This is a genomic window from Methanocorpusculum sp. (assembly GCF_030655665.1).
Lineage (GTDB): Archaea > Halobacteriota > Methanomicrobia > Methanomicrobiales > Methanocorpusculaceae > Methanocorpusculum.
Genome location: NZ_JAUSPQ010000004.1, coordinates 154,851 through 178,851, shown reverse-complemented (window position 1 = coordinate 178,851; position 24,001 = coordinate 154,851). Strand labels below are relative to the sequence as shown.

Below are 24,001 nucleotides of genomic sequence, written 5' to 3'. Positions count from 1 at the left end.
TTATTTATTCCGTGCAGTTCAACTATTGAACACTGAAATTCTTGGGCACCATTCATGACACACGAACAAAAAAATATCCTATCTGTAAGGGATATGGGACGTGAAGAAATTGACAAACTCCTCTGTTCCGCTGCCGCATTTGATCGTGGAAACTACACCGGCCACGAACTTGACGGCAAACTTCTTGCCGTTCTCTTTTTCGAACCCAGCACCCGGACCCGCATGTCCTTCTCTTCAGCAATGATGCGTCTTGGGGGCAAGATCCTCAATCTCGGCTCGGTCGAAGCCACCTCCATCACCAAAGGAGAGACCCTTTCAGACACGATCCGCGTCATTTCCGGATACTGCGACGCGATCGTTCTGCGCCACCCGAAAGAGGGTGCCGCCCGTCTTGCAGGCGAGGTCGCGTCAGTCCCCGTTATCAACGGGGGGGATGGAGCAGGTCAGCATCCCTCCCAGACCTTACTCGATCTTTTTACCATCCGCGAATCCATGCCGATCGAAAACATCGACGTCGGACTCCAGGGCGATCTTCGATATGGAAGAACCGTCCATTCTCTTGCGTTTGCCCTCTCCAAATACAATAACATTCGCCTCCATACGATCGCCCCTGACGGACTCAATTTTCCCAAGTTTATCAAAGAAGATCTCCAGGATGTAGGTGTCGAACTGATCGTCCATGATCATATCGAGGATGCTCTTCCTGAACTCGATGTCCTGTATGTGACCCGTCTTCAGCGCGAACGCTTCCCCGACCCGGTCGCTTTTGCAAACTACGCATCCACCTACCGGATCACGCCCGAACTCCTGGAACTTGCCAAACCGAGTATGATCGTTCTCCACCCGCTCCCCCGCGTCGACGAGATCGATCCGGCGGTCGATGACCTCCCCTGTGCCAAATACTTTGAACAGGCGCATAACGGTGTTCCGATAAGAATGGCAATGCTGAACGAGGTGATCAACTGATGGTCCGAACTAGTTCCGACGGGATCGTTATCTCGCCGATCAAAAACGGTACGGTCATCGACCACATCACCCCGGGTGAGGGTCTGACCGTTCTCCGGATCCTTGGGATTCGTGACGGAACGCACGTTACGGTCATCGTCGCATCAAATGTCACGAGTTCACGCGGCGGACGAAAAGACATGGTCAAGATCGAGAATCGTGAAATCCTCAAAGACGAAGTGGATAAAATCGCTCTGGTCGCCCCTGACGCGACCATCAGTATCATCCGGAACTTCAAGGTCTCGGACAAAAAACCCGTCGAAGTCCCGCAAAGGATCGTCGGCGTGATCAAATGCCCGAATCCAAACTGCATCACAAATACAAAAGAGCCTGTCCAGAGTAAATTCGTCGTGCACCCGCGGGGATTCCGCTGTCAGTACTGCGATTCTCTCATCTCCTCTGAGATGGACATCGGCGACTACATCTGAAGATTCTCTTTGTTCCAGAGACGGATCATTTCCTCGATGAGAGGAAGAGAAGCCGTCGTTTTTATCCCGGTATCACAGAAATGGGTCCGGGTCGTGTAGTATCCTGCTTCATTTAAGCTCGCAATCAGTTCTTCCATATTCGGCGGCGAGACTTTCATGTTTCGGGAAACGATGTGGTAATCATAATATGTGCATGTTTCCGGTTCTGCAAGCAGGAACGTCAGCAGTTTTTCCATCTGCCGTTTTGTTCCAAACTGCATATCCGGCAGGACGGTCAGCATCTCGGCAAGGATCTCCTTTTCCTGCAGAGGTCCCATCCACAAGGGGCCGACCGGCACGCTCTCGACGCCGCAGTACGGGCAAACATGCGTTTTTGGGTAGAGAGCGCCTTTTTGTTCGGCACGATAGAGGCACTTTGGGCACTGCATCACAAAACCGATCTGCCCCATAGTTTCATCAGCGGCTGAGACTCTTCCAAGCACTCTGACATGTGAACGGAAGTAGTGGGACTTTGCAAAACTCAGGATCGGCTTCATGCCGCGGTCGTATTTCACAAGTTCCCTGGCCATAGTCCCCATCATCATCCTAAGACCCACTTCTGCGTGATACTCGGTATTTCTCGGCGTCGCAAAATATCTGCGGCACCCTGCCTTGAAATGGGCTCCGCAGAGGGGGGCCGTGTCCGTCGCCGTGACAAAAAGATAATGTTTTGCCGCCCGTGAGGCTGCATCGAGAAAAGGTACCGGGGTGCCGAACGGATCGAGATCGATCGAATCGAATCGTTCTGTGCACATCAGCCGGTTCGCATCATCGCAGGTCACGGTAATACTGCCGCCCAGTTTCTCTGCATTCGCCTTGATTATCCTGACCGCCTGTTCGTCACGGTCATTTATCGTGACCGGGATCCCTGCCTCGTTTGCGATCCTAAGGCCGCGAACGCCCGTTGCCGCCATTGCGTCCAGATAATCGGCCGGCTGAATGATCTTCGTAAGAAGTACCGTCATATCGCGGTTGAACTCCATCTTCGTATTGTAAAAGACCGGGGCCGAGCCGGGAGGAAAATGTGTCGTCTCGTCCTGGACCGGAGCGGTAAATGTCGTACTCCCTTCAGTGATCTCCCTGCATTCCATGATTGACCCCAAAAATGTAAACGGGCATGTAGGGATTCGAACCCTAGATATTCAGCTTAGGAGGCTGACGCCATATCCTGGCTTGGCTACATGCCCTGATTCTCATAATTATTCGGGCTTCACGGGGATATCTTTTTCGAAGCGGCACACCCACACATACTGATACATGAGTCTGGCTGGTTATGGAAAAATCATCCGTCCGATGAACGCGGGCGTCTCGGGAGTCACCGCAGGGATCGCCTACTTTATCGCTGGAGGCACGCAGCCGCTTTTTGCAGTGCTGCTGTTCTTCATCGTTCTCGTGATCTGCGGGGCAGGGAACGTACTCAACGATTACTTCGATCTGGAGATCGACAAAGTGAACAGGCCTGACCGTCCTATCCCGTCAGGGAAAGTTTCTCCGAAGGGAGCCGTCGTCTGGGCAGGGTTCCTTTTTGGTGCAGGGATCCTTGCCGCCTGTTTCACGAACTTCTGGTGTCTCGGAATCGCTCTCGTCAATGTCTTGATCCTGATCATCTATGCGGCAAAGTTCAAGGGCATCCCGCTCTTAGGTAATCTGAGCGTAGCCTATCTTTCAGGGAGCATCTTCCTCTTCGGCGGGTTTCTGGTCGGCCCCGGATCATTTTTGGTCATGCTGCCGCTCTTTGCGATCACGTTCTTTGGGACGCTTGCCCGTGAACTGCTGAAAGATGCCGAGGATATCGAGGGGGACCGGATCGGCGGGGCACGGACCCTTCCGATGCAGATAGGGGTCCGGAGAACCGCAGTCCTCGCCGTAATATTTGTTCTCTGTGCTGTACTCTTCAGCTTTGTTCCGTTCCTCACTTGGGGTGTTGTGTATTTGATCCTGATCGGCGTCGTGGATGTGTTCATCTTTCTCGTGACTGCGAGATCGCTTGGATTTCGAGATCCGCAGGATCTTGCCGCGTCAAACTGCACGACCTTTCTCAAATACGGGATGTTTGCCGCTCTCTTTGTGTTTCTGCTGATGGAAATCCTTTCACTATTACTGTGAAGAGCCTTATAATTCAGAACCTATTAATATCCCTGACGTTGAAGGATTAATAAGCATACTTGGGGTAGCATGAAAGTAATAGTAAAAGATAATCTGCACACGGCAGAGCCTGGATCATATTTCCGCGGCTCAGTCATGATCGATGGCGATTTTCTTGTACCTCCCCGTACATTTTTCTGGCGTGATCTCGTCGTTACCGGGAAACTCTTTTTATGCTCCGAGTCCCACGTCGCCGGCAACGTGACCTGCAATGGTGCGGTGATCTGTCATGACTCGGTCATCGAAGGCGAACTCAATTCAGGTGCGGAGCAGCTTACGGTTTGCGATAATGCAAAAGTCCGGGTGATCCGGTCGGACGGGAATGTTCTGCTTCGTCCGGGCATCGTATCTGCCGAGGTCCGCGGTGTCAATATACTCGTGATGGGTAAGATCCAGTGCGGGAAGCTGATGGGCAAAAACACTCGTGTTGTTACGAACTAACATTCATCTTTTTTTACTTCTACCGTACAAGTATTAGGTATGGCAGATGTTATTTTGATTTCCGGAAGCCCGCGGGCGAAAGGAAACACCGAGCATGCACTGAATGTATGCAAAGATGCGATCGAAAAGAGGGGTCTCTCGGCAAAGATCATCTCTCTTCGCGGGAACCCGATCCAGGGATGTATTGCCTGCGGCGAATGCGGCAAAAACGGAAAATGCTGTCTCAAGGACGGGCTGAATGATATGCTTGATGATATCAAGGCGGCAGACGGTTTTATTATCGGCGCTCCGGTCTATTTCGGAACGGCACGCGGGGACGTGATGAATCTTATCCAGCGTGTTTCGATGGTCGCCCGGGTGAATGGGAACTGGCTTTCAGGGAAAGTCGGCGGTCCGGTTGTCGTTGCACGCCGCGGCGGTCTGACCTCGACCCTGCAGGAGATGCTGATGTCCTTTTTCATCTCAGATATGATCGTCTGCGGTTCTTCCTACTGGAACATCGCGTTTGGTCATGCACCGGGAGATGTCGCAAACGATAAGGAAGGTATGGCCACGCTGGAGAAGTTCGGCGATAATGTTGCGAAGCTGATTCTGCAACTGAGAAAATAATTTTTTTTTTGAATCTGTAGTGTACACAGGTGAAGAACGCATCAGTATTTGACTTGGATTTGTTCATTTTTTGAGCCGTCTTCATTGAGTGAGAACGCCTTTTTTGTACATCCCCAAGGCATTATCGCACCGCGCGGTTGGGGGTTTATATGTTTCAGGTTCCCATATTCTCTTAATTGTTCCTGAATTATATGTTTGATATCAAAAATAAACAAATATCTGATGTGGTAATCATCTCAGATTGGCTACTTTATTTTCATGGGATATTGAATGGAGATTCAAATGGAGAACATGTATAGATGTGTGATAAACTATGGACCATATACAATTATCTCAACATAAATTTCATAAAGGAAAATTTACTGCTCCCTTAAATGAACTTGTAACCGAACTTGGAGACACAAAATCTTGGAGTTATGGCAGATTACCAGAATATTTTTGGATTGCATTGATTCTGCATAAGTATGAACGAAAAGAGGGGTTACAACGTCTTGGAGTAATTGTTAAAAAATTGCACGAAGTTGCTCCTGATCTTAGTCTCCCTCGTCTTTCAGATATTTTTTCATTAAGTAATGAACAACAAATTTTATTTTATCAGGAATTATTGAAGGTGGTTTCTAAGGATACGCTTTCACCACTTACACTAATCTATACATATAGCATTCAACCGATATTTGCGGAGACATTTGTCAATGTAAAAAAATCAATTGAAGATAGGATAGAGATTATTATTTCCATTCTTGAAAAAGCAACTAATCATCAATCGGATTTCTCGACAGATATCAGATTCATTGTTCTCTATTATGTTTATTCCAGTGGTCATCTACATTTTCAAAAGGAACAAAAAAATCTTCTTGATGAATTGAATTCTTATCTAGAATTAGATCATGATGATCCTAAAATGCGGATGATAAGACCATCTATTCGGTCAATGGAATTAATATTCTTAGAAGCAGAATTCGTGGAAATTAATGAGCAAAATATTACATTATTTTGGGAGGCAATTAGTAAAATGACAGAATGTGAATTATACGGGCTATCTTATGAAGATGATATAGAGAACTATAACGTGTATATGGAGCGTTTATATGAAGTATATGGATATTTAACTGATTTATTTGTAAGAGTATCGCCTCTAGATAATAAGATGCTGGTAATACTTGGCATTGCAACGTATTCCTACAAACGATTAAAAGAAATTACTGATTACAAATTACAAAATACAATTGTTGGTCGAAGTTCGGTCAGAGTTCTAATTGAGAATTATATTATGTTAAAATATTTGCTCAATCTGGAAACCACTCACCCTGATGTTTGGAAAGAGTTCCAGGAATATGGAATAGGTCAATATAAATTAATTGTTGCACGGGCAAGATCGTATCCAAATATTCGTCAGGACTCTCATGTTCCTTATAATTATTTGGAGTTATTAATCAACGAATTCAAAATAGAAGAATTTCTTGACATGGACACGACGTATTTTGATAAGATCTCTATTCGACCAAAAGCCATTGAAGTTGATGAAAAAGAGTTATATGATTTATATTATGATTATGACTCAGCATTTGAACATGGTTTGTGGGGGGCAATACGTGAAAGTTCTTTACTAAAATGCAATAATCCAGCTCATAGATATCATTGTGTCCCTGATATAAATGACGAACAAAAATTGAAGAATGTCTTACCGGATTGTGTAATGGTAATGAATAAGACAGTGAAGTTACTGGATGAACTTTATGGAATTCCTGAATCTCTAATCAAGGGGGTTTTGGATTTTGATGAATAAGAATTTACTTCTTGAGAAAATCTGTTCTATTCAAACAGAATATAAAATACTGCTGGAAAAAATTGTAGATATAATATCTGCCGATGATATTTCGAATCCCATCCTAGATGAAATCTCTATTTTCTGGACAACAAATCAGGAAATTGTTGATTTATATTTGCGCAATCTTTCTTCTTCACAAGATGTCTACGCATTTACCGCTGCAACATTTTTAGATTTAGATCTTTTTGAGCACTATCCATTCATGCTTTTAGGTGATGTTCATATCCTCGATGACCAAGTGTCGATTTATGCCAATGTTGTTGCAAATTGTGGTGATCCTGATTTTCTGCATAGAGTGAAGAAGCAAATCATAAATTCTGTTACAAATAACATTCAGATTCTATCAAAATATGGAAATCATATTCTGATATTGCCATTACGTTCTTTGAATAAGGATCACCAAAAATTGATACAAAAAAATTCGACCAATGTATTTTTAGATTTATTCAAGAACAAACCCAAATCCATTCAAGAATATTTTACCACATATGAGACAATTGATGATATTTGCAGTGGTTTACGTAATGAACTTGAAAAGAGTTTGATTCTTTCTGATTCTGATGATCCATCCAAAGCTTTTAGAGAGAGATTAGAGCTTGCATTAAACGATGATTTACTCTCTATCGATGGAATTGGGTTAGATGGATCTAAATTTTTTGCAGCTATATATGGATTTATTTATCAAGCATTGGATGTCATTCTCTCTTGTTCTACCTATAATATTATTCCTTATTTGAGGTATGGTGTAGCTTATCACTATGTGTTATTCTTAAGTCAAAATTTTTCAGAAATAAAAGAAATCATGCAGATAATTTTCAAATGCCGTCTTGCTCGCTCTTTCTATAAACAGTTTGATAATGACCGTATCCAAGATGTAGATTTTGAACAGTTTTGTATGGTTGTGAAAGAAAGTAATTTTTATTCAGATCTTCTGTCTGCATTTCCGGATCAGTCGCTTGAAAAACAATCGGCTAAGGAAGTACATCAAATTGTTAGAGGAAAGTTAGATGAATTTTATTGCGTATTGGATAAACGGTGATCTATATGACATCTGAATCTACTAAACAACTAACATTATTTCAAGATTATCTAGTCGCTCAAAAGTTGAAATACCAATGCAAATTATATCTTAATCTAATTATTATCCTATTATATGTATTTTTGGCATTAGTTTACGATGAAATCATAGTTGTTCCATTTATAGCACCCAAGTCAATTGGGATTATCTGTCTTTTCTGGATATTTATTGCCCTTATCTGTATGTTATTTGTAAAGTTTCTTTATGATCTTAAGCGATCATATTTCTTAACTACCTTATCAATAATAGTTTGTGGAGTGATCTTCTCTCTAATTTCAATCCAAAACTATGAATATAATCTTGAATTATTTTTCATGTTTCTTCCTTTTTTAATTATTTTGGCATCAATTACCAAGATAAGTTCCGAGAAGAGCGCATATAATAAAATGGAAAAATACGGTTCACATTGTTCAGATGAGATGCATACGGCAATTATTGTTGCACGTAATGCAAATGTATATCGTGATTCATTTGACTACACTGCACTAACTTTGGCTAAGGGACTTGCTCTTCGTGACCTTGCATATCAATTCTATCTATGTACGGACAGTGAGATGTTGAGGGACATTTTATTAAATCCTAATATATCACAAATATGGATTTTTGGTCATGGCGATATTGGGGGAGTATCTATCACAGCACGTGGATATCTATCATATGCTGAATTTATGCTGGAAAAGAAAAATGGGGAAATAGGACTTCATATTTTTCCCCCAAAGAAGGCTGTTTATCAGTGTCATTGTAATGGTGGTTATGGGTGGTCCTTGGCCGATTTCTTATTGCCACGAAAAGGTGTTTTAGATGAAGGAGTCGATAATTTTCTAAATTACAGAGAAACGGGAATAAATGGAAACTTGGTAAATTTCAAAATATTTGGCTGGAAACCGTTCGGATTTTTGCAGAATTTAAATACGGATTATTCAAATAAGACATTCATTACTAAATATTTAGAGCATCTTGATCGAGTAGCTGGAAAGGAAACATAAAATCTTCTTTTCTCCAAATGAACGCTGAAACGTTAGAATCTATCAAAAGATTTCATGATGGAAGGAAGTGGAAACAATATTCTACTCCATCACCCCTCTTTTCAATTTAATAAACCAATGTCAGCTTGCCGTTCTTCGCCACTTCGGCCGCAAGATGCGTTGGCGGAAGTTTTGACGCCAGCACCGAGATCTTTGCATGCAGACATTTCCTGACAAGGTCTGCCGTCACCTTTCCTGAAACAAGGACGGCGGTGCTTTCCGACGGGATCCCTTCCATGAGTAATCGACCAACGACCTTGTCCAGCGCAGTGAACTGACCAAGATCCTCTGCAGATGCCGCGATCTTTCCATCGGCAAACGCCTTCACCCCAAATCCGCCTGCCTTGATCACGTCGCTCGAAAATTCGTGTTTCAGAATATTTTTCGGGACCGGGATGCATGACTCAAGCACCGGCAGTTTCTCCGGATCCAGATAGGACGCCGTACCCCCGCATCCGGAGAGCACGCTTTTCTTGGGGAGAAGCACCTTGAACGGATTTTTTGTAAGCACACTCACCCCGGCATCATTCTGCATCACCGACTCGATATCCGCATACGGCACGATCCCCTCCGTCGTCAGATAGCCGACGGCAAACTCCTCGGTCATATCTCTCAGCATCATCACGGTCGCGAGCCCACGTCCGTTCACCGTCAGGGAAACCGGCTGCTCATTCAGTAAACCATTCAGAAATGCTGTCATCGTGTGATAGGATATTGGCTTAGTAAAACTATAAAATGTCCCCTCTCATATTATTAACCAATGATAATACAGGGACGAAGCATTGCAAAAGGGACAGGGACCGGTCCACTTCTCATAACCGATACACCAATATCCTTCCTAGGAGGTGTCGATCCGAAAACCGGTATCGTCATCGATGAAACCCACCCCCTCTTCGGTAAGTCGATCGCCGGAAAAGTCCTGGTATTCCCGTACGGAAAAGGCTCGACCGTCGGCTCCTATGTCTTATATTCCCTCGCGAAAAACCATGTCGCTCCTGCCGCGATCATCAACACCGAATGCGAAACGATCATCGCGACCGGGGCGATCATCTCAGAGATCCCGACCGTCGACCGCCTAAATGGCGATCTTCCAGCTGACGGGGTCGTCACCGTTGACGGAACCCGCGGTACGGTCTCTTTCGCATAATGCGGATAACCTGGCGTTTCATCGCTGCGGCACGAAACTCCTATGCTGCTCTGTATGCCGCCTGTGAAAAATACGGGTATATCCTTGAGCCGGTTGATTCCCCCTCGGACGGCGGGGATGTGATATGTTATAGTCTGAATAGTCTTGACTATCCAAAATACGTTGATGAGATAGAATCTGCAGAGCAGATCACGATAGTCGGCGGCCCGCACCCCTCGGCATGTCCGGAAGAGGTCTCTCTTATCGCTGACTATGTCGTGGTCGGTGAAGGCGAGCGGACCCTCCCGCGTCTTCTCGCCGCTTTAGATGCGGGAGAGGGAGAGGATGCGAAGATCCCGGGAGTCGCCTCCCGTGGCTCCGTTTTCGTTCCGATCGATCATTCGGTCAGGCTGGATGCATTTCCCTCGTTTTCGCGAATGAAGGGCTATATCGAACTTTCCCGCGGCTGCCCGTTCTCCTGTGCCTACTGTCAAACGCCATGTCTGCATGGAAGACGAATGCGTCACCGTTCAAGGGAAGCGATAGTTTCCATGGCGGAAAAGTATCAGGATGCGAGATTCGTCACGCCAAACGCGTTCGCCTACGGTTCGGCGGACGGCCGCGTTCCCGATGTGGAAAAACTCCGCCGGCTTTTATCTTCGATGCCGAAGAACAACATCTACTTCGGGACATTCCCGTCCGAGGTCAGGCCGGAGTTCGTTATTCAGGAGACCGCCGAACTCGTCACAGAGTTCTGTTCCAATACGAAGCTCCATTTCGGGGCGCAGTCCGGTTCGGACGCCGTTCTCTCGAAAATGGGCAGGGGGCATACGGTCGCCGATGTCTATTCGGCACTCGATATCTGTAAAAAAGTCGGGCAGACCCCGGTGGTCGATGTGATCTTCGGCTTTCCGTTTGCATCAGACGAGGATGAGGAGGCGACCCTCTCACTCGTTTCTGACGTGACCAGATACGGAACGGCCCATGTGCATTACCTGACTCCCCTTCCGGGAACGCCGCTCGAGGGTTCCACCCCCCGGGACATTCTCCCGGAGATCGATAAGCAGCTTGGAAAGCTCGCGTTGAACGGCCGGGTCACCGGCTACTGGCACGATAAATTTTAAACCGTCCCTGTTTCTAACCTCGAGAATGCCAGCTCATCGGGCGATAAATAGGTCCAATAGGCCTTACCCTTATGCAGGCCGTCTTCATACTGCCCGAGGATCGTCACCTCTTTCATCTCGAATGCGTCCGCGTACTTGGCCGCGTGATATTCTTTGACAGCAGCGAGTGCCTCTTCGCTCTTCGCTTTCCAGTCCTTCTCCGGGATGACTCCTTCGCTAAAATTGATTCCGTAGATTACTTTATCTTCCGTCTCAATGATGTACTCCCACATGACGAAGTCATCGTAGGCGTACATGTTGAAGACCCCGCCGATCTCCGGCGTATTCGATGAGTAAGGTTTTTTGTCCGTGTCGAGATGTATGGCCTGATGTGTGCATCCTGCTGTCGAAATTACGGCAAAAATCAGGATAACGGCTAGGAGAAGTACACGTTTCCTCATAAGTGTAGAGTTGCCTGCAGGCACCTTATATGTATCGCGGACCCGGATTTTTGAAATCCGGTTGTTTAAAAAAAGGAATTGGCCGTTAGACCATTTTTTCGGGAGCTGCCTGCATGAACTCTCTCGCGACCGTCGTGGCGTAATGTCCGGGCGGCAGAACGAAGGTCAGCTCCACATTGTTTTCAAAGACCGCGGTCTGTACTTCGGTCGCAAGAGATATTCTCCTGTGGGCTCCGTCGAAGTTGGTTTTTACAAACTCGGCGGCGGCGGCAAAACTCTGCATGGAGATGCCGTCCTTTTCCATCTGGGCAGTCATGGTCTCTTCGAGAGGACCCGGAGCGACGGGGAGGGTCTTTCCAGGCATCCAGCCGACAACGAAACATCTTCCGCGTTTCATGTGCTGGCGGGCAGTCACGATATTTTTCTCGGTGACCGTGTCGATCCGGTCGTTCATGAACTCGAGATGTTCGCCGATTCTCGGATCGTTGAGCGGCGTTCCGTCTTCGCATCTCTTGGAAAGGGCGATGTTGAAGAGCCAGGACTGGTATGCCGAGACGAACATGGAGAGGAGTTTTGGGGGCATTGCCTGAAGGGCCGCTCCGTAGTCGCCGGGGTTTTTGGCGAGAGAGTCGAGCATGATCCTCTCATAAGAGAGCCAGTACGGCAGTTCATACAGAGCGGTTTTTGCGTCGCCGGTTTCGGCGAATGCTCTTCGGGCGTTTTGGACCTGTTCGGATTCGTGCGGGAAGCAGCCTCCGACGTAGAGGTCGACCGCTTCTTTGAACTCGTTTCGAAGGATGTGGTATCCCATTTTGTGGGTGACGGGTTTGAGGGCGCCGAATCTCTGGAGTCCGTAGTAGTTGGGGATCCCGGTCGCGATCTCGCCTGCGATGGCGGAGGTGATCTCAGCGAGATTTTCCGGTTCGCAGTCCCGGAGCGTGATTTTGAAGGTATTGCCCAGGAGCTGCCCGAGGCCGAGGGAGAACTGATGGGTGGCGACGGGTTCGAGGGTCATGTCTTTGATGTTGAGGTTGGCGAGGACTTCTCCCGGGACGTTGTAGAGGGAGATGTACTGGGTGGTGACGGCGTTTTTGTCTTTGGTGCCTGCCCATCCGATGCGTTTCTGGCTTATCCGGAGACGGTTGGTTATTTCGTGCATGGCGTGCTGGTGTTCCCAGGAGCGTTTGGTGAGTTTGCAGATGGTGTAGGGCCCGGTGTTGGTGAAGGTGATGGGGAGTTCTTCGACGACGAAGTCTTCGGGGGTGGTCCGGAGGCGTCCGCCGATGCCCGGCCGGCTGGCGGCATAGTACCGCATGCCGAGGTCGATTTCGAGGGGGTGGGTGGATGGTTTCATGTCAGAGGAGGGGGAGGTGTCCGGTTATTTTATTGATGAGTTCGGCTTTTGCGGGTCCGATGCCGAGCGCCGTGATGGTTCCGGGGGGGATCTCGGTGTAGCCGGCGTCGATGATGAGGGAGGCAGGGACGCCTGCCATTTCTGCAGCGAATTTGAGTTCGTAGAGGGCACGTTCGCTTGCCGCTTTGAGGGCGACTTTTTTCTGGCCTTCCCTTAGCCATTCTTTTTTGTCGGCAAGTGAGGCTTTTTCGTAGGCGCCGATGGAGGCATGGGCTGCCTGGGCACACATTTTTCCGCAGCTGAGTTTTAGGTCGCTTCGGAGGATGAGGCACTGTTTATATTTGAATACTTCTTCTCCGCCGGTCATTGGTGTGGGTACTATTTGGGGTGAAGGGGGATAAAGTAGTATATTCAAAATGGGGAACCGTCTTATAACTAAGATTCAGTGTGACCCTGATCCTATTTTGTTCTGGCGAACAATAGAAGTAGTATCCCAATGACAATGGCACAAACTATTATCCATATGGGTATGTGAATATTGCTGATTGGTTCGAGACTTACATCTGGGAATATCAATCTAATATCTCCGGGATTTATCGTTATTATTTGATCATTTAATACGTTGTTTTTTGTTATTTCAAAGAATTTGTTTGTTTCATTTAACATAATATTTATACGTCGAATTTCGTTAGATTTAAATGAAATGATATTTATTGTGTCTGTTACTTTTTTTGAATAGTTTTTGGTGGGGCGAAATATTAGAATATAAATAGAATTTCATTACAAAACAGCAGAATATGAATATTTCAAGTCGATTTTTTGGATGTAACAGATATGCGGGATGAAATGAACCGCGCATAAATATTATATCGGGCAATTTTTAGAGGGGTGCTATAAGAAGATTCATGATGATATTTTTGGATGGATTTTGGAGTTATTGTTTTATGGAGTGTACTTCGCTTTCGTGTAGTGTTAGGTGTGGCTCAATAAATAAAAGAACCGCGAATCTCCGCGAATTTTCGCGAATCGCATTTTTCTTGCGTCGTCGTGCTCTGCTCCGGCTTATCGCCTGCGCAGGAATCGCACGCCGTCTGGAAAAATGCTGGGGAAAAACCCGCGTGCGGGTTTTTCTCATCTTATATGGTATTCCTTTTTTTGAATTGGGGTGCGGGGACGCGACTTCGGCGCGGAGCGTCCCGCGGTGGAGATATCTTCATAACCAGTGTGTGATATGTCTTGGGAGATCAAAGAGAACGGATATTTTTTTTGTTCACGATGGTTTGACTTGTGTTTCACTCTCTTTATTCTGGTTGAACTAGACTCTTTGAAATGAATAAAGAATGTCGTACATCAAATCAAAGTACATCTCATATGTATATCTGTTTTCTCGGTTGAGATTACGCCGCATAAGTCCCATTATAATATTGAATAATCATTTTTCTCAATCAATTCGTTTATGTCCTTTTCATTCTCTTTACAATATCTCAAACCTTTTTTATCTTGTTTAGCACTAAACCAACAATATTTATATCCCCAATCAATCCCATTTCCATCTGCTAATATTTCTGTTAATGATTTTCCTATCTCTTTGTTGCAATGAAATTGATTAATTTCTTTTTTATGGTGTTTGCGATATACATTAGTGTCAAAATAAGAATATTCACAGAATTCTTTTTGAAGATTTACACCGTTCTTTTGTCCATGGCCAAAAATCCACAATACGGTAGCATTATCATCAATAATTATTTTTTCTAAGTCCAATTTGTTTAAACATTCATATACTTTAAATGGAATATTTTTATCTAAGAATACTTTCACCAAATTCTCAACTCCTCCTGAATATGGCAAATATTTATAAATTTTATGAGTCAATCTGCGTGTTGATATTGCAATAATAATCGCGTGATGTTTTACACATATATTATTTGGAGAATTTTTTAGGCAATATCGTCTAATACATCTAGCTAATGACATTAAATTCAATATTTTAATATTTATGACATAATAACTTATCAACAATAATTAATGCCAAAAATAAACCGGAGAATTACTATCAACATGTTCTAAGATAGAAAGTAACCTTCTGTGAAAAATGGCTGTTGGAAAGTCTCAAGAATGTGTTGGATGATAATAAAAGCAATTCAACATCAGAAAAAGTTGTCCAGCGTCAGCACTCTCTGATCTGGCTTTGATAAATTGTCTTTTTCTTCTAGACTCATGTCATGTACCTTAGTTATGACACGTTTGTATCGGAGAGAGTGAGTCTGGATATACTCGTAGGTAGCTACGTCCATATCAACATCAAGAATCGTGCCTGCTTTAAATGATGCAATCCCAAAATTAACTTTTTTAATATACTTTTGATCATCGAGTTTTGCATCGAAAGCAACTTTTGTTTTTACATCACGGAATCTCCATTTATCTGAAGACTCTTCAAAATCTGCAAGAATTACTTCCAATTTTATATGATCAAAAGATTCTATCTCACGTAATATTTTATCAGATTCAGGAGAGACAAAATACCCACGTTCGTCCTTATTTATAATTATAGGCTCATAATGTTCGCTCCCATCATAAAATTGTATGTCAGCAAAATCAGGATCATCAAGGCACGTTGTTGTATCTTCTATTCCCTCACGAATCTCCGGATCTTTATAATATTTTGCAACTTCTTTATGAACAACCAAGTTTTCCTCGTCTTCTGTGGTTAACATTAGAGTATCAGGACCGTGATACTCCTCCTTCATTATTTGTTTACCCTTTGTTTTTTTAAAGAGTGCCAATAGTGAAAGTGGGGTAGCTAAAATACCTGAAAGTTTACTCGCATCATCAATTAAATTTCCAGAAAAACCCAACAAATTGAGAATTTCTATGGGGTAATCTATTAAATTATTAACAAAATATATGGTGAATTCAGAAATGAATGAGCCTTCATCGTTTGCGAGAATATCTATCTTAAGATTATTTTGTTGACCATTTGTGAGCTTATTTGCTCTTCTTATAACTGTTTCAATTCCTTTTAATGATGTTCGATAGATCTTTATATTGATGGAGTGTTTATCAGATAATGCAGGGATAAAATCAAATTTAATAGAGAATTTCTGGTTCGAATTATTTGAAATCCAATTATTTGTAGTCATTTATCTGATAACATAGGTAAGAGGTTGTTCGAAGTGGATCTTTCAACTGTTCATCACATATTTCGATACTTTTTCAATAATAAATAACCACTTCATCTACATATATAACTATGTGAAGTTTTTTTTTTAATTTCAACATGACCGATGTAACTTATATAATTTTATATTGTAATTTTTACGACACCACGAAAATCACCATTTCAACTCCAAAAACCTCTTCACCCCACCAAAATCCCCCCCACCCCCACCCCCCTCAACACATCAAACTCGAATCGAAAACCCCATCTGCGAATGGAAAAACCCGCATCTCTCCACACACGTTCTCTTGGCGAAAGCCCGGAAAAAGCCCCTCAATGCTCCCCTCTCCTGCCGCTCTTCTCAATTTCCGCCCATTGGATCAGTATTTCGTCTGGAAAAATCCCCTATACAGATGTGTATCTACATATCTATACGTGTTGAAAAAAAAGACAGGGGGGAAAAGTCCGTCCGTAAGTAAGTAAATACGGGAAGAAAAGCTGCTCATCAATCACTTTTTTTTTATAAGTATAGTATATACTTTGTTTTGTACAGACGAGAGAGAGAGAGAGAGAGAGAGAGAGAAATCACATTTATGTGTGTATGTAAGTACGTCTTTCCTTCCGTCCGGACGTAGTCTGGAGGGGGACATCATTTTTCGAATATGTATAGATAAACACATAGATAAACACATAGATAGACACATAGATGGATACAACGAGTTGGGGATAATGAGAATCCGTTAAATGCAAAGGGCAGAAATATTCATCAGGAGCATTTCGCTACGAAATACTTCTTGAATCAAAGATTCAGATAGTATTTTATCAAAGAGAATAATCAATACTAAACAAACATATGATCAGCCCTCCCATTGCATCCACGAAAACAGAAATGAAAAAAATACTAATAACCGGCCCCTCTCCTTCGGACGAAATGATGACGTTAATGAAAAATCAGGGCTATGAGATCCTCTCTCCCGGAGTACTCAGTGAAGATGAGATCATCGATGCATTAGTGGGGGTGGATGCTTATATTCCCGGCGGGGAAGACATGGTTACTGAAAAAATTATCGCATCAGCGAAAAATACCCTCAAAGTAATATCGTTTAATGGCGTGGGATATAGATATTATGTGGATATAACTGCAGCAAAAAAACATAATGTCGCCGTGACCTATGTTCCGCATGCCAATTCATTAGCAGTTGCCGAATTCACCGTGACCCTTATCCTGACTCTCATGAAAAAAATACTTATTATGAATAAAGAGACGAAATCCGGTTTATGGCACAAGTATGTATCCCAGGATGTGTCTGGTAAAACGATAGGTATTGTTGGCATGGGAAGTATAGGCAGGTTGGTTGCAAAGAAAATGTACTACGGGTTTGGGTGTAAAATACTCTATTACAGCAGAACTCGTGAGTCTGATATTGAACAGGAATTAGATGCAAAATTTGTAGAACTGCATGAATTATGTCGTTTATCGAATGTAATTACGCTGCACACCCCTTATACTTCGGAGACTCGATATATAATTGATGAAAAATGTATTAATTTCATGAATCGGGACACAATTTTAATTAATACCGCCAGGGCCGAGCTGGTATCACCAATTGCTTTACGAGACGCCTTAGTTTCGAGTAAGATTAATGCTGCTGCCTTTGACTGTTATTATTCCGGAAAGGTACCCGCTGATACATCAGAAGATACCTTTGGTCTGATGAATTTGCCGGACGATAAATTTATTCTCACCCCGCATGCTGCATATAACACGGTGAGCAGTAATAGAGAGGTAGACAGGATCGCCTTGCAAAATATCGTGGATATATTCAATACTGGATCCTGCATTAATCAGGTAGTCTAACTACGTCATATCTGAAAAATTACTCCAAGACGGGGGAGTATTGGAATACCTATTTGTATTTTTTACCTGCTCATTCAGCCTACCCTCAAAAAAATAAAAATCGAATCGAAAAGCCAATCTGGGAATGAAAAACCCTCGTTCTGTTTCTGAAAAAAGTTGATCAGTTTTCATTGCCGGACTGCAAACTTTGCATGAGGGCAAAGAAATGTTCCGGCTTACCGGTACTAAAATATGCATACCAGGATTCCAGCGTGTTTGACTCAAAAACACCTAAATGCTCAATGATCTGTTTTGCCCACAACAAACCCCCGGTGGAACCTGCAGTAATAAGGTTGTTATCCGCTACGGACGGCTCGTCTATATAGAAATTCTGCCCTTTATACCCGGGGGAAAACATCTCAAGAAATCCCGGTCCATTACTGGTATGCGGACGCGTATCCAAGAGCCCGAAGTTGGCAAGAGCCGCGGTAGCTCCGCAAATAGCACCCACCATAGCGCCAATAGAGAGAAGTTCGCCTGCTTTCTCGATAATAGCGCAGTGCTTTTGGTCGTTCCAGGTATTTGCGCCCGGTAACAGCAGCACGCTTGTATCACTCACAACGATATCATCAATTACGCAATCGGGTATGATTTTCATCCCGCCCATTGTAGTGACCGGCTCTTTTGAATAACTAACCGTTTTCAGCGATACATGTTCCGCGCCTTTTTTGAAAAACCGGCCGGAATGCAACTCAGAAGTAACATGCCCCAGTTCCCAGTCGGCTAAAGTATCAAGAATATAAACATAGATCGTAAACATATATTTCCTCCATTTTTACTGTATGTATATTTGTATGTCCTGAAACTATTTCGCTTTGTTTCATTATATTCTCCAGCCGTTTTTACCTCACCACCCAAATAGTCAGGCAACAATTCCCTGCATTGCTGCAGTCAAAAGTCTGTGCCAAAATGCTTTCTTTTCTCATCACACGGGAGAATGCCGTGTGTTGTTTACGCTGAATAATGCGCAGCTCATGATCCTTGTTTGAATGTGGGAGAGGGGAACTTCGGGTGTGTTTCATCATCACACGAAAAGCACGAAAATAATACGAAAACATGAAAAGGGGGGACAGGGCCGGAAGGATGGGAGATTATTTCTGATCTTCGGACCCGGGTTGGACGCTGAAAGTGGCCGACCTCAGCCAGGCAAAACCAGAGTTTACGTCGCTTCAACGCCCTCCATATACCCCAAAAGCCGTAATGAAGCATCCTTAATTTCAGAAAGCACACGCTTTCCATCGGACAAATCCAGATTCTGATCCAATGGAATCCTCAAAATGTAATCACTCCTCTTAGGATCCTCAGTCAGCGAAAAAGGCTGCCGAGTATCTTTCAGCAGTTCATAATAGTTGCACTGAATTTTTCGGTTGAATCCGGAAAGCCATACTTCGAATTGGAAATTTCTGTGGACAAAAGTAACCGCAATTTTCAATCCTTTCTTTTTCAAGGCGTCATTGGTAAACTGAAAATAGGAATAATCCATACCGTTCTCTATGATATTCCCCTGAAACCGATAATCTCCCAGCTCTTTTTCCAGTTCAACCCGTAAAAACCGAAAGAGTCTGAGAAACTCCTGATAACTTCTTTCCAGTTCCGTTGTCTGTATTAATTTCTTATAGGTCATTAAAAGATTTTTATCGAAATTCATTCGTTCTTTCCTCCGAAAAATTCAATTTGTGGCTATATCTCTTTTTTATTATTATAACACTTGTGCTTTCCCCGGTATTTCCACGTCTCTAAGCTGAAAAATACCTTTTCCCTCATCCCTCCCCCGCGAACAATTGGATACTACGCTCAATATATTTAAGGCACCTCAATGCCCACATACCATTTATCACAATAGAGGCAGACAATTGACCGATACCTACACAAAAAATCCCAACATCATCCTCATATCCCTTATCTACCTCATCCCTGTTCTTCTCCTCCTCCCTATAGGGCTTTATCGTCTGAACTCAAACCCCGATACTACACCTGTCATTTTCATCGCGATCTTCGTTCTCGCAGCCGTGTTATCGGGCATGGCAGTTCTTCTCTCCATTATCGGATCGATACGCTATCAGATAAAAGAAAAACCCTCGAACTGGGCAGTATTTATTCTCTTTGATATCGGAGCGGCCCTTCTCATTCTTCTCTGTATCCTGACTACCCCCGAAAATCCGGTGAGACCCCTGAACATTGTCACGCATTATAATTTCATGCCCATCACTATCCTTCCGATCGCGGCCCTGTTCTTTGGATTTGTCGTCTTCGGTATTCGCGAAGCAGGTATTCGGGAACGCCGGATCTCCCTTGGATTCCTCATTACCGGACTTGTATTCGTCGTTTATGAGATAGCTGCATCTATAGGCGGCAGTGATGTCCCTCCCTTTTCCGATCCGCCTCTTTATTCACCCGTACTCATGATCCTTCTTTATCTGACATGGGCAGTTATGGGAGTTCTAACGGCAGTGTTTTTGATTCGGTCAGTAAAAAACAGTTCCGGCACGAAGGGCATACTACGAATCCTGCTGTCACTCGGAATTGTCGCAATACTTCTATCCGCATGTTGTGTTTTTTTCTTAACAACTGGTGATGAAGGAATGGATGCAGGGCAAACGCTTATTCTACCGGCGTCGGTGATCGATGAGATGAAAAATGAAAATTATATGACCGTCTCTTTTCCGGGATCGATCATCCCGCAAGAGTATGTGACCCTGGCGGGGAACCCGGGGGACCCTTCTGTATCTGTGGTGAAAACGCTGAAACTGGACGATCCTGTTATTCTTATCGTGATGGATTATGATGAGTATGTTTCGTTGATCTTGCACACACCGCCGGAGCGTGTCATGATTCCTGCAAAGTACGTGTATGACTTTGGCGAAAACCTCTCACAAACTCTTGCTTGGCTCGCTCCGCGCTACGCAGTATCCGCAGGAGACGAAACTATCTCCATCAACATCTTCTTCCCGGCCGAAGGCGGCGAAGCCTCCTATGGGGATGTCGTTCCGCCGTGGGGAGTCGTTCGGGCGTTCATCTCGTCGCAAAACGAGATCGCCGACGTCTTCGTCCGGTCAGACAGTTACGGTGATGAAAAAATCACGCCGCTGGATCCCTACCCATGGGTCGTCGATCAGTATCCGACAACGCCGGGTAATACCAGTATCACCCTTGTGGTCACCGATGTTTTCGGCAACACCGCGGAAAAAACCGTGAACTTTACGGTGGTGCGGGTGGTCCCGGAGCCTCCAAAGCCGTGATCGCATGAAAATCATCATTCCGCTCGTCATTACCCTCCTGTGTTTTGGAATACTCTGCACGGCGGGCTGTGTTTTTCCCGGGACCGATCACCCGGAACCGGACCTTCCCGACTTTATGCCGGGCATGTTCGACAAAGGGCTCCCCATCTTCCCCATAAATGACGAAGCGCCTGAGGTTTACACCCTGATCTGGCAGTTCGATCTGGATAACTGCTCCGGGTTTGAAAAGGTCGGCCGCGTTGATGCGGTCTCAAATCGCGTCCCGGTGTTCGTTGTGGATCCGGATTCTCCTGGAAAGATTGCGATCACCATCTCCGCCCCTGAGCAGGATATCGATGTGTATCTGAAAGAGATCGTTGACCTCCCGGAAGGCCTGCATCTTTCCCTGCCGGATGAAGTCATACACATACCCAAAGGAGAGAGCGTGGATACGTATCTGCTTTTCGAATCCGACGGCCGGATAGGCGAAACGGCCGGCTACACGTTCATCTATCTGGGAACCGAAGACGATTGGGGGATGGGGTGGGGATGTCTGTTTTTCGCACCTGATTCTCCGGATATTCCGGAAATGCAGGAATAACTGCTCATTTTTGAAGATGCGCGTGTCGATTCAGAGTGAAAAGAGCTGGTAAAAAAAGAGTCGGATAGATGAACGGGTGGATGTGTTTTGGAAACCGGACATCCACCCCTGTCCCGCAATTCTGTCCGGTCACGATATTTTATACCGAGTCCGGATCCCTATATCCCGTGGATTATATCTGGGGATTGAAAATGATATGGTGTATTTTTATTTTCTTCTCATGAGAAGAGCGACAGCTCCCAGTCCTGCAATAATACCGATGATCGGCACGGGTGAAGACGGTGTTTGTGTCGGGGTTGGCGTCGTCGTCGATATCGGTTCAATGGTTGGACCGGTGGTCGGCGTCAACGTCGGGGTACTTGCTCCCTCTAAAGGGAACAAGGATGCATTGATGTTGTAGACGACCATAAACGGTGATGTATGGGTCGACGTGACGGTGTACAGATATTCTCCATCGACATGTCCGATCGATAGTATCGTCATGTTATACCACTTTCCGTCAAAGTAGTGGAGGATGGAAATATTCTCAGGGGCCACTCCCTTTTCTTTGAGTACCGATTCATTTACCCTGAACACGAGTGTGACCGATGTTCCTGAACCTGCAGTGCTGTAAACATCATATTCGTAGAGGTAGGAAATGCCCGAGGGAGCAGTTGTTTCCCCAAAATAATCCGGGAACACCGTTACAATAATGGATGATCCGGCAGGATAGGAGATAGTAAGACCGCCGTCGTTCGTGGTGAATGTGCCGTCAGGTGAAACGGAACCGGCATCGGCGTTATTATTGGTGTTACCTCCGTTTCCGCCGCTGCTTGTCGGCACCGGCGTTGGTGTCGGCGTCGGATTCACGCTCCAGTTTGCGTAGAGGTTCGTGTTTCCAACTATCCTGTCAGTAGTAAAGTTCCATGGAGTTCCGGAAGCACTGGTATTGTTCCAGCCGTTGAACGTATAGCCCGTTCTCGCAGGATCTGCCGGTTGTGCAAGCAAAGCCCCGGAGACATTGTACTGGCTGAGATATAATGTTGCGTCATTGATGCTGAAATTGACGGTACAATTCGTTCCAAGTAAAATATCGCTGCCGGATTGTCCAAGAGCCAGCGTGGGATTGCTGCTTGCCCACGTTTGGTTCAATGCAAAATTGCTGGTCCATGTTCCAAGTGAAACCCCGTTATTATAGCTGATAACAGTGCCGTTTGTATACCACGGCGTAATGTTAAGCGTCCCGGATCCTGAGGCAAGAACACCGGTTACATTGATATAGCTTTTTATTGGGTCAAATATAGTGCCGACGTCCAGATACACATCATTGTCTGAATCAACAGTTGCAGAACCTCTCATATTGAACGTTCCGCCATTCACATCTACCCCACCGCCGTCGGATTCAGCTGTGTTGGTAAATATGTTTCCGCCGTCCAAATTGAACGTTCCGCCATTCACAAGCACCCCACCGCCGTCGGATTCAGCTGTGTTGTTGGATATATTCCCAAGGATCATATTGAACGTGCCTCCATTCACTTCCACCCCTCCTCCTCCGGTTCCAGCGGTGTTTTCTGATATGTTCCCGCCGTTCATTGTGAAAATACCATTATCTAGATTCACCCCGCCGCCTTCGATCGCGGTGTTGTTGGATATGTTCCCGCCGGTCATATTGAACGTACCGGAATACACCTCCACCCCTCCGCCGAAGTCGCCACCAGTGTTCCCGGAAATGTTTCCACCGGTCATATTGAACATGCCGTCATTCACATACACCCCGCCGCCACAGTTGTCTGCATTGTTGTTGGATATGTCTCCACCATTCATGTTGAACGTGCCGTCATTCAAATACAACCCGCCGCCTCCAACGGAAGATGTAGTACTATTCTGCAGAACAGACCCGGCATTCATAGTGAATATTCCTCCATTTACATAAATGAGGGAGTTCCCATTTGCACCACCATATGTCGTCATGTTTCCGTCAATGGTAAGATTATACTCGTTGTTACCTTCCAGAATAAATGTACCTGAACTTATATTGAACAGAGAGACACTGCTCACATTACGGAAAATTGTGTAAGGGGCACTATCCACAGTTGTAAGAGTGATGGGATTCTCGGCAGTGATGTTGATCGTATAATTGAGCGGCACGTCCTGCAGGAGATACACAGTATTACCATTTGCATATGCCGCACCTGTGACCGAAATATTCAGGGCATCCGAGAGATTCTGTGCATATTGAATATCGTCATAAGCAGCCGCAGAACCGCAAAAAACTCCTCCAGCCATAAGCAAAACAAAAAATAGGATCAACATTCGGTAACTGAATTCAGCGGGCATGATTCGATACGTCTGCCCGCTGGTTTGTAATGAATCTTTGTTTTTCATTATTTTACCACCAAAAACAATAATCAGTACATCCATAATGATGACATATAAACATGTCACATTTGTCCATCAAATAAATGATTATTATCCTTTTTTTTCAAAAAGTCAGAAAACTGCCGGAA

General features: G+C 44.8%; 23 protein-coding genes and 1 tRNA gene. 13 read left to right on the top strand and 11 right to left on the bottom strand.

Annotated elements, in window-relative coordinates; translation table 11 throughout:
* Positions 1-54: 54 nt before the first annotated feature.
* The gene (gene pyrB / locus Q7J08_RS02285; protein WP_304910072.1) at positions 55-966 is read left to right on the top strand and encodes an aspartate carbamoyltransferase; all 912 of its coding nucleotides are present in this window, start codon (positions 55-57) and stop codon (positions 964-966) included.
* The gene (gene pyrI / locus Q7J08_RS02280; RefSeq protein ID WP_304910071.1) at positions 966-1,433 is read left to right on the top strand and encodes an aspartate carbamoyltransferase regulatory subunit; all 468 of its coding nucleotides are present in this window, start codon (positions 966-968) and stop codon (positions 1,431-1,433) included. The genes pyrB and pyrI overlap by 1 nt, the downstream gene beginning before the upstream one ends.
* Here pyrI and Q7J08_RS02275 read toward each other — a convergent pair.
* A complete protein-coding gene (locus Q7J08_RS02275) occupies positions 1,424-2,563 on the bottom strand; it encodes a tRNA (guanine(10)-N(2))-dimethyltransferase (RefSeq protein ID WP_304910070.1) in 1,140 nt (379 codons plus the stop codon). The genes pyrI and Q7J08_RS02275 overlap by 10 nt on opposite strands.
* Before the next feature lie 21 nt (positions 2,564-2,584).
* A tRNA-Arg gene (locus Q7J08_RS02270) sits at positions 2,585-2,659 on the bottom strand.
* Between the two features lie 70 nt (positions 2,660-2,729).
* On the opposite strand from Q7J08_RS02270, the gene Q7J08_RS02265 reads away from it, so the two are divergent.
* The 6 genes from Q7J08_RS02265 to Q7J08_RS02240 all read left to right on the top strand — a co-directional run bounded on the left by Q7J08_RS02265 (position 2,730) and on the right by Q7J08_RS02240 (position 8,559).
* A complete protein-coding gene (locus Q7J08_RS02265) occupies positions 2,730-3,578 on the top strand; it encodes a geranylgeranylglycerol-phosphate geranylgeranyltransferase (RefSeq protein ID WP_304910069.1) in 849 nt (282 codons plus the stop codon).
* A gap of 69 nt (positions 3,579-3,647) precedes the next feature.
* A complete protein-coding gene (locus Q7J08_RS02260; RefSeq protein ID WP_304910068.1) occupies positions 3,648-4,058 on the top strand; it encodes a polymer-forming cytoskeletal protein in 411 nt (136 codons plus the stop codon).
* Positions 4,059-4,097: 39 nt separating this feature from the next.
* A complete protein-coding gene (locus Q7J08_RS02255; RefSeq protein ID WP_304910067.1) occupies positions 4,098-4,667 on the top strand; it encodes a flavodoxin family protein in 570 nt (189 codons plus the stop codon).
* Between the two features lie 313 nt (positions 4,668-4,980).
* The gene (locus tag Q7J08_RS02250) at positions 4,981-6,453 is read left to right on the top strand and encodes a DUF5677 domain-containing protein (RefSeq protein ID WP_304910066.1); all 1,473 of its coding nucleotides are present in this window, start codon (positions 4,981-4,983) and stop codon (positions 6,451-6,453) included.
* Positions 6,446-7,534, top strand: a complete 1,089-nt coding sequence (locus tag Q7J08_RS02245; protein WP_304910065.1) for a hypothetical protein — start codon at positions 6,446-6,448, stop codon at positions 7,532-7,534. The genes Q7J08_RS02250 and Q7J08_RS02245 overlap by 8 nt, the downstream gene beginning before the upstream one ends.
* A gap of 122 nt (positions 7,535-7,656) precedes the next feature.
* Positions 7,657-8,559 (top strand): hypothetical protein, encoded by a 903-nt coding sequence (locus tag Q7J08_RS02240; protein WP_304910064.1) that lies wholly within the window; start codon positions 7,657-7,659, stop codon positions 8,557-8,559.
* 106 nt (positions 8,560-8,665) lie between these two features.
* On the opposite strand, the gene Q7J08_RS02235 is transcribed toward Q7J08_RS02240, so the two are convergent.
* On the bottom strand, positions 8,666-9,298 hold the full coding sequence (locus tag Q7J08_RS02235; protein WP_304910063.1) for a formate dehydrogenase accessory sulfurtransferase FdhD: 633 nt from the start codon (positions 9,296-9,298) through the stop codon (positions 8,666-8,668).
* A gap of 60 nt (positions 9,299-9,358) precedes the next feature.
* Between Q7J08_RS02235 and Q7J08_RS02230 the strand changes: the two genes are divergently transcribed.
* Both Q7J08_RS02230 and Q7J08_RS02225 read left to right on the top strand, forming a co-directional pair.
* Positions 9,359-9,745 (top strand): DUF126 domain-containing protein, encoded by a 387-nt coding sequence (locus Q7J08_RS02230; protein ID WP_304910062.1) that lies wholly within the window; start codon positions 9,359-9,361, stop codon positions 9,743-9,745.
* Entirely contained in the window at positions 9,745-10,848 is a 1,104-nt protein-coding gene (locus Q7J08_RS02225) for a TIGR04013 family B12-binding domain/radical SAM domain-containing protein (protein WP_304910061.1), read from the top strand. The genes Q7J08_RS02230 and Q7J08_RS02225 overlap by 1 nt, the downstream gene beginning before the upstream one ends.
* On the opposite strand, the gene Q7J08_RS02220 is transcribed toward Q7J08_RS02225, so the two are convergent.
* The 5 genes from Q7J08_RS02220 to Q7J08_RS02200 form a co-directional block, all read right to left on the bottom strand.
* Entirely contained in the window at positions 10,845-11,288 is a 444-nt protein-coding gene (locus Q7J08_RS02220; protein WP_304910060.1) for a hypothetical protein, read from the bottom strand. The two genes, Q7J08_RS02225 and Q7J08_RS02220, sit on opposite strands and share 4 nt — an antisense overlap.
* An 85-nt stretch (positions 11,289-11,373) precedes the next feature.
* Positions 11,374-12,642, bottom strand: coding sequence for a tRNA pseudouridine(13) synthase TruD (truD, locus tag Q7J08_RS02215; RefSeq protein WP_304910059.1), 1,269 nt, complete (start codon positions 12,640-12,642; stop codon positions 11,374-11,376).
* 1 nt (position 12,643) lies between these two features.
* Positions 12,644-13,009, bottom strand: a complete 366-nt coding sequence (gene pth2, locus Q7J08_RS02210; RefSeq protein WP_304910058.1) for a peptidyl-tRNA hydrolase Pth2 — start codon at positions 13,007-13,009, stop codon at positions 12,644-12,646.
* Between the two features lie 1,049 nt (positions 13,010-14,058).
* On the bottom strand, positions 14,059-14,616 hold the full coding sequence (locus Q7J08_RS02205) for a hypothetical protein (RefSeq protein ID WP_304910057.1): 558 nt from the start codon (positions 14,614-14,616) through the stop codon (positions 14,059-14,061).
* A gap of 173 nt (positions 14,617-14,789) precedes the next feature.
* Positions 14,790-15,782 (bottom strand): hypothetical protein, encoded by a 993-nt coding sequence (locus tag Q7J08_RS02200; protein WP_304910056.1) that lies wholly within the window; start codon positions 15,780-15,782, stop codon positions 14,790-14,792.
* 906 nt (positions 15,783-16,688) lie between these two features.
* Between Q7J08_RS02200 and Q7J08_RS02195 the strand changes: the two genes are divergently transcribed.
* The gene (locus Q7J08_RS02195) at positions 16,689-17,657 is read left to right on the top strand and encodes a D-isomer specific 2-hydroxyacid dehydrogenase family protein (RefSeq protein ID WP_304910055.1); all 969 of its coding nucleotides are present in this window, start codon (positions 16,689-16,691) and stop codon (positions 17,655-17,657) included.
* A gap of 160 nt (positions 17,658-17,817) precedes the next feature.
* Here the strand turns inward: Q7J08_RS02195 and Q7J08_RS02190 are convergent, their stop codons facing one another.
* Both Q7J08_RS02190 and Q7J08_RS02185 read right to left on the bottom strand, forming a co-directional pair.
* Positions 17,818-18,456, bottom strand: coding sequence for a type 1 glutamine amidotransferase family protein (locus Q7J08_RS02190; protein WP_304910054.1), 639 nt, complete (start codon positions 18,454-18,456; stop codon positions 17,818-17,820).
* A 399-nt stretch (positions 18,457-18,855) separates the two neighbouring features.
* On the bottom strand, positions 18,856-19,344 hold the full coding sequence (locus Q7J08_RS02185; protein ID WP_304910053.1) for a hypothetical protein: 489 nt from the start codon (positions 19,342-19,344) through the stop codon (positions 18,856-18,858).
* A 205-nt stretch (positions 19,345-19,549) separates the two neighbouring features.
* On the opposite strand from Q7J08_RS02185, the gene Q7J08_RS02180 reads away from it, so the two are divergent.
* Complete coding sequence (locus Q7J08_RS02180; RefSeq protein ID WP_304910052.1) at positions 19,550-20,935, top strand: hypothetical protein; 1,386 nt, start codon at positions 19,550-19,552, stop codon at positions 20,933-20,935.
* A 4-nt stretch (positions 20,936-20,939) separates the two neighbouring features.
* Entirely contained in the window at positions 20,940-21,515 is a 576-nt protein-coding gene (locus Q7J08_RS02175) for a hypothetical protein (RefSeq protein ID WP_304910051.1), read from the top strand.
* A 207-nt stretch (positions 21,516-21,722) separates the two neighbouring features.
* Here the strand turns inward: Q7J08_RS02175 and Q7J08_RS02170 are convergent, their stop codons facing one another.
* Positions 21,723-23,879: an InlB B-repeat-containing protein gene (locus Q7J08_RS02170; RefSeq protein ID WP_304910050.1), complete on the bottom strand. Its 2,157-nt coding sequence runs from the start codon at positions 23,877-23,879 to the stop codon at positions 21,723-21,725.
* Positions 23,880-24,001: the final 122 nt, after the last annotated feature.

Excerpts from the sequence above, each read along its gene's own strand:
- pyrB (WP_304910072.1), top strand. The coding sequence starts at position 55 with ATGACACACGAACAAAAAAATATCCTATCTGTAAGGGATATGGGACGT.
- pyrI (WP_304910071.1), top strand. The coding sequence starts at position 966 with ATGGTCCGAACTAGTTCCGACGGGATCGTTATCTCGCCGATCAAAAAC.
- Q7J08_RS02275 (WP_304910070.1), bottom strand. The coding sequence starts at position 2,563 with ATGGAATGCAGGGAGATCACTGAAGGGAGTACGACATTTACCGCTCCG.
- Q7J08_RS02265 (WP_304910069.1), top strand. The coding sequence starts at position 2,730 with ATGAGTCTGGCTGGTTATGGAAAAATCATCCGTCCGATGAACGCGGGC.
- Q7J08_RS02260 (WP_304910068.1), top strand. The coding sequence starts at position 3,648 with ATGAAAGTAATAGTAAAAGATAATCTGCACACGGCAGAGCCTGGATCA.
- Q7J08_RS02255 (WP_304910067.1), top strand. The coding sequence starts at position 4,098 with ATGGCAGATGTTATTTTGATTTCCGGAAGCCCGCGGGCGAAAGGAAAC.
- Q7J08_RS02250 (WP_304910066.1), top strand. The coding sequence starts at position 4,981 with ATGGACCATATACAATTATCTCAACATAAATTTCATAAAGGAAAATTT.
- Q7J08_RS02245 (WP_304910065.1), top strand. The coding sequence starts at position 6,446 with ATGAATAAGAATTTACTTCTTGAGAAAATCTGTTCTATTCAAACAGAA.
- Q7J08_RS02235 (WP_304910063.1), bottom strand. The coding sequence starts at position 9,298 with ATGACAGCATTTCTGAATGGTTTACTGAATGAGCAGCCGGTTTCCCTG.
- Q7J08_RS02230 (WP_304910062.1), top strand. The coding sequence starts at position 9,359 with ATGATAATACAGGGACGAAGCATTGCAAAAGGGACAGGGACCGGTCCA.
- Q7J08_RS02225 (WP_304910061.1), top strand. The coding sequence starts at position 9,745 with ATGCGGATAACCTGGCGTTTCATCGCTGCGGCACGAAACTCCTATGCT.
- Q7J08_RS02220 (WP_304910060.1), bottom strand. The coding sequence starts at position 11,288 with ATGAGGAAACGTGTACTTCTCCTAGCCGTTATCCTGATTTTTGCCGTA.
- truD (WP_304910059.1), bottom strand. The coding sequence starts at position 12,642 with ATGAAACCATCCACCCACCCCCTCGAAATCGACCTCGGCATGCGGTAC.
- pth2 (WP_304910058.1), bottom strand. The coding sequence starts at position 13,009 with ATGACCGGCGGAGAAGAAGTATTCAAATATAAACAGTGCCTCATCCTC.
- Q7J08_RS02205 (WP_304910057.1), bottom strand. The coding sequence starts at position 14,616 with ATGTCATTAGCTAGATGTATTAGACGATATTGCCTAAAAAATTCTCCA.
- Q7J08_RS02200 (WP_304910056.1), bottom strand. The coding sequence starts at position 15,782 with ATGACTACAAATAATTGGATTTCAAATAATTCGAACCAGAAATTCTCT.
- Q7J08_RS02195 (WP_304910055.1), top strand. The coding sequence starts at position 16,689 with ATGAAAAAAATACTAATAACCGGCCCCTCTCCTTCGGACGAAATGATG.
- Q7J08_RS02190 (WP_304910054.1), bottom strand. The coding sequence starts at position 18,456 with ATGTTTACGATCTATGTTTATATTCTTGATACTTTAGCCGACTGGGAA.
- Q7J08_RS02185 (WP_304910053.1), bottom strand. The coding sequence starts at position 19,344 with ATGAATTTCGATAAAAATCTTTTAATGACCTATAAGAAATTAATACAG.
- Q7J08_RS02175 (WP_304910051.1), top strand. The coding sequence starts at position 20,940 with ATGAAAATCATCATTCCGCTCGTCATTACCCTCCTGTGTTTTGGAATA.
- Q7J08_RS02170 (WP_304910050.1), bottom strand. The coding sequence starts at position 23,879 with ATGAAAAACAAAGATTCATTACAAACCAGCGGGCAGACGTATCGAATC.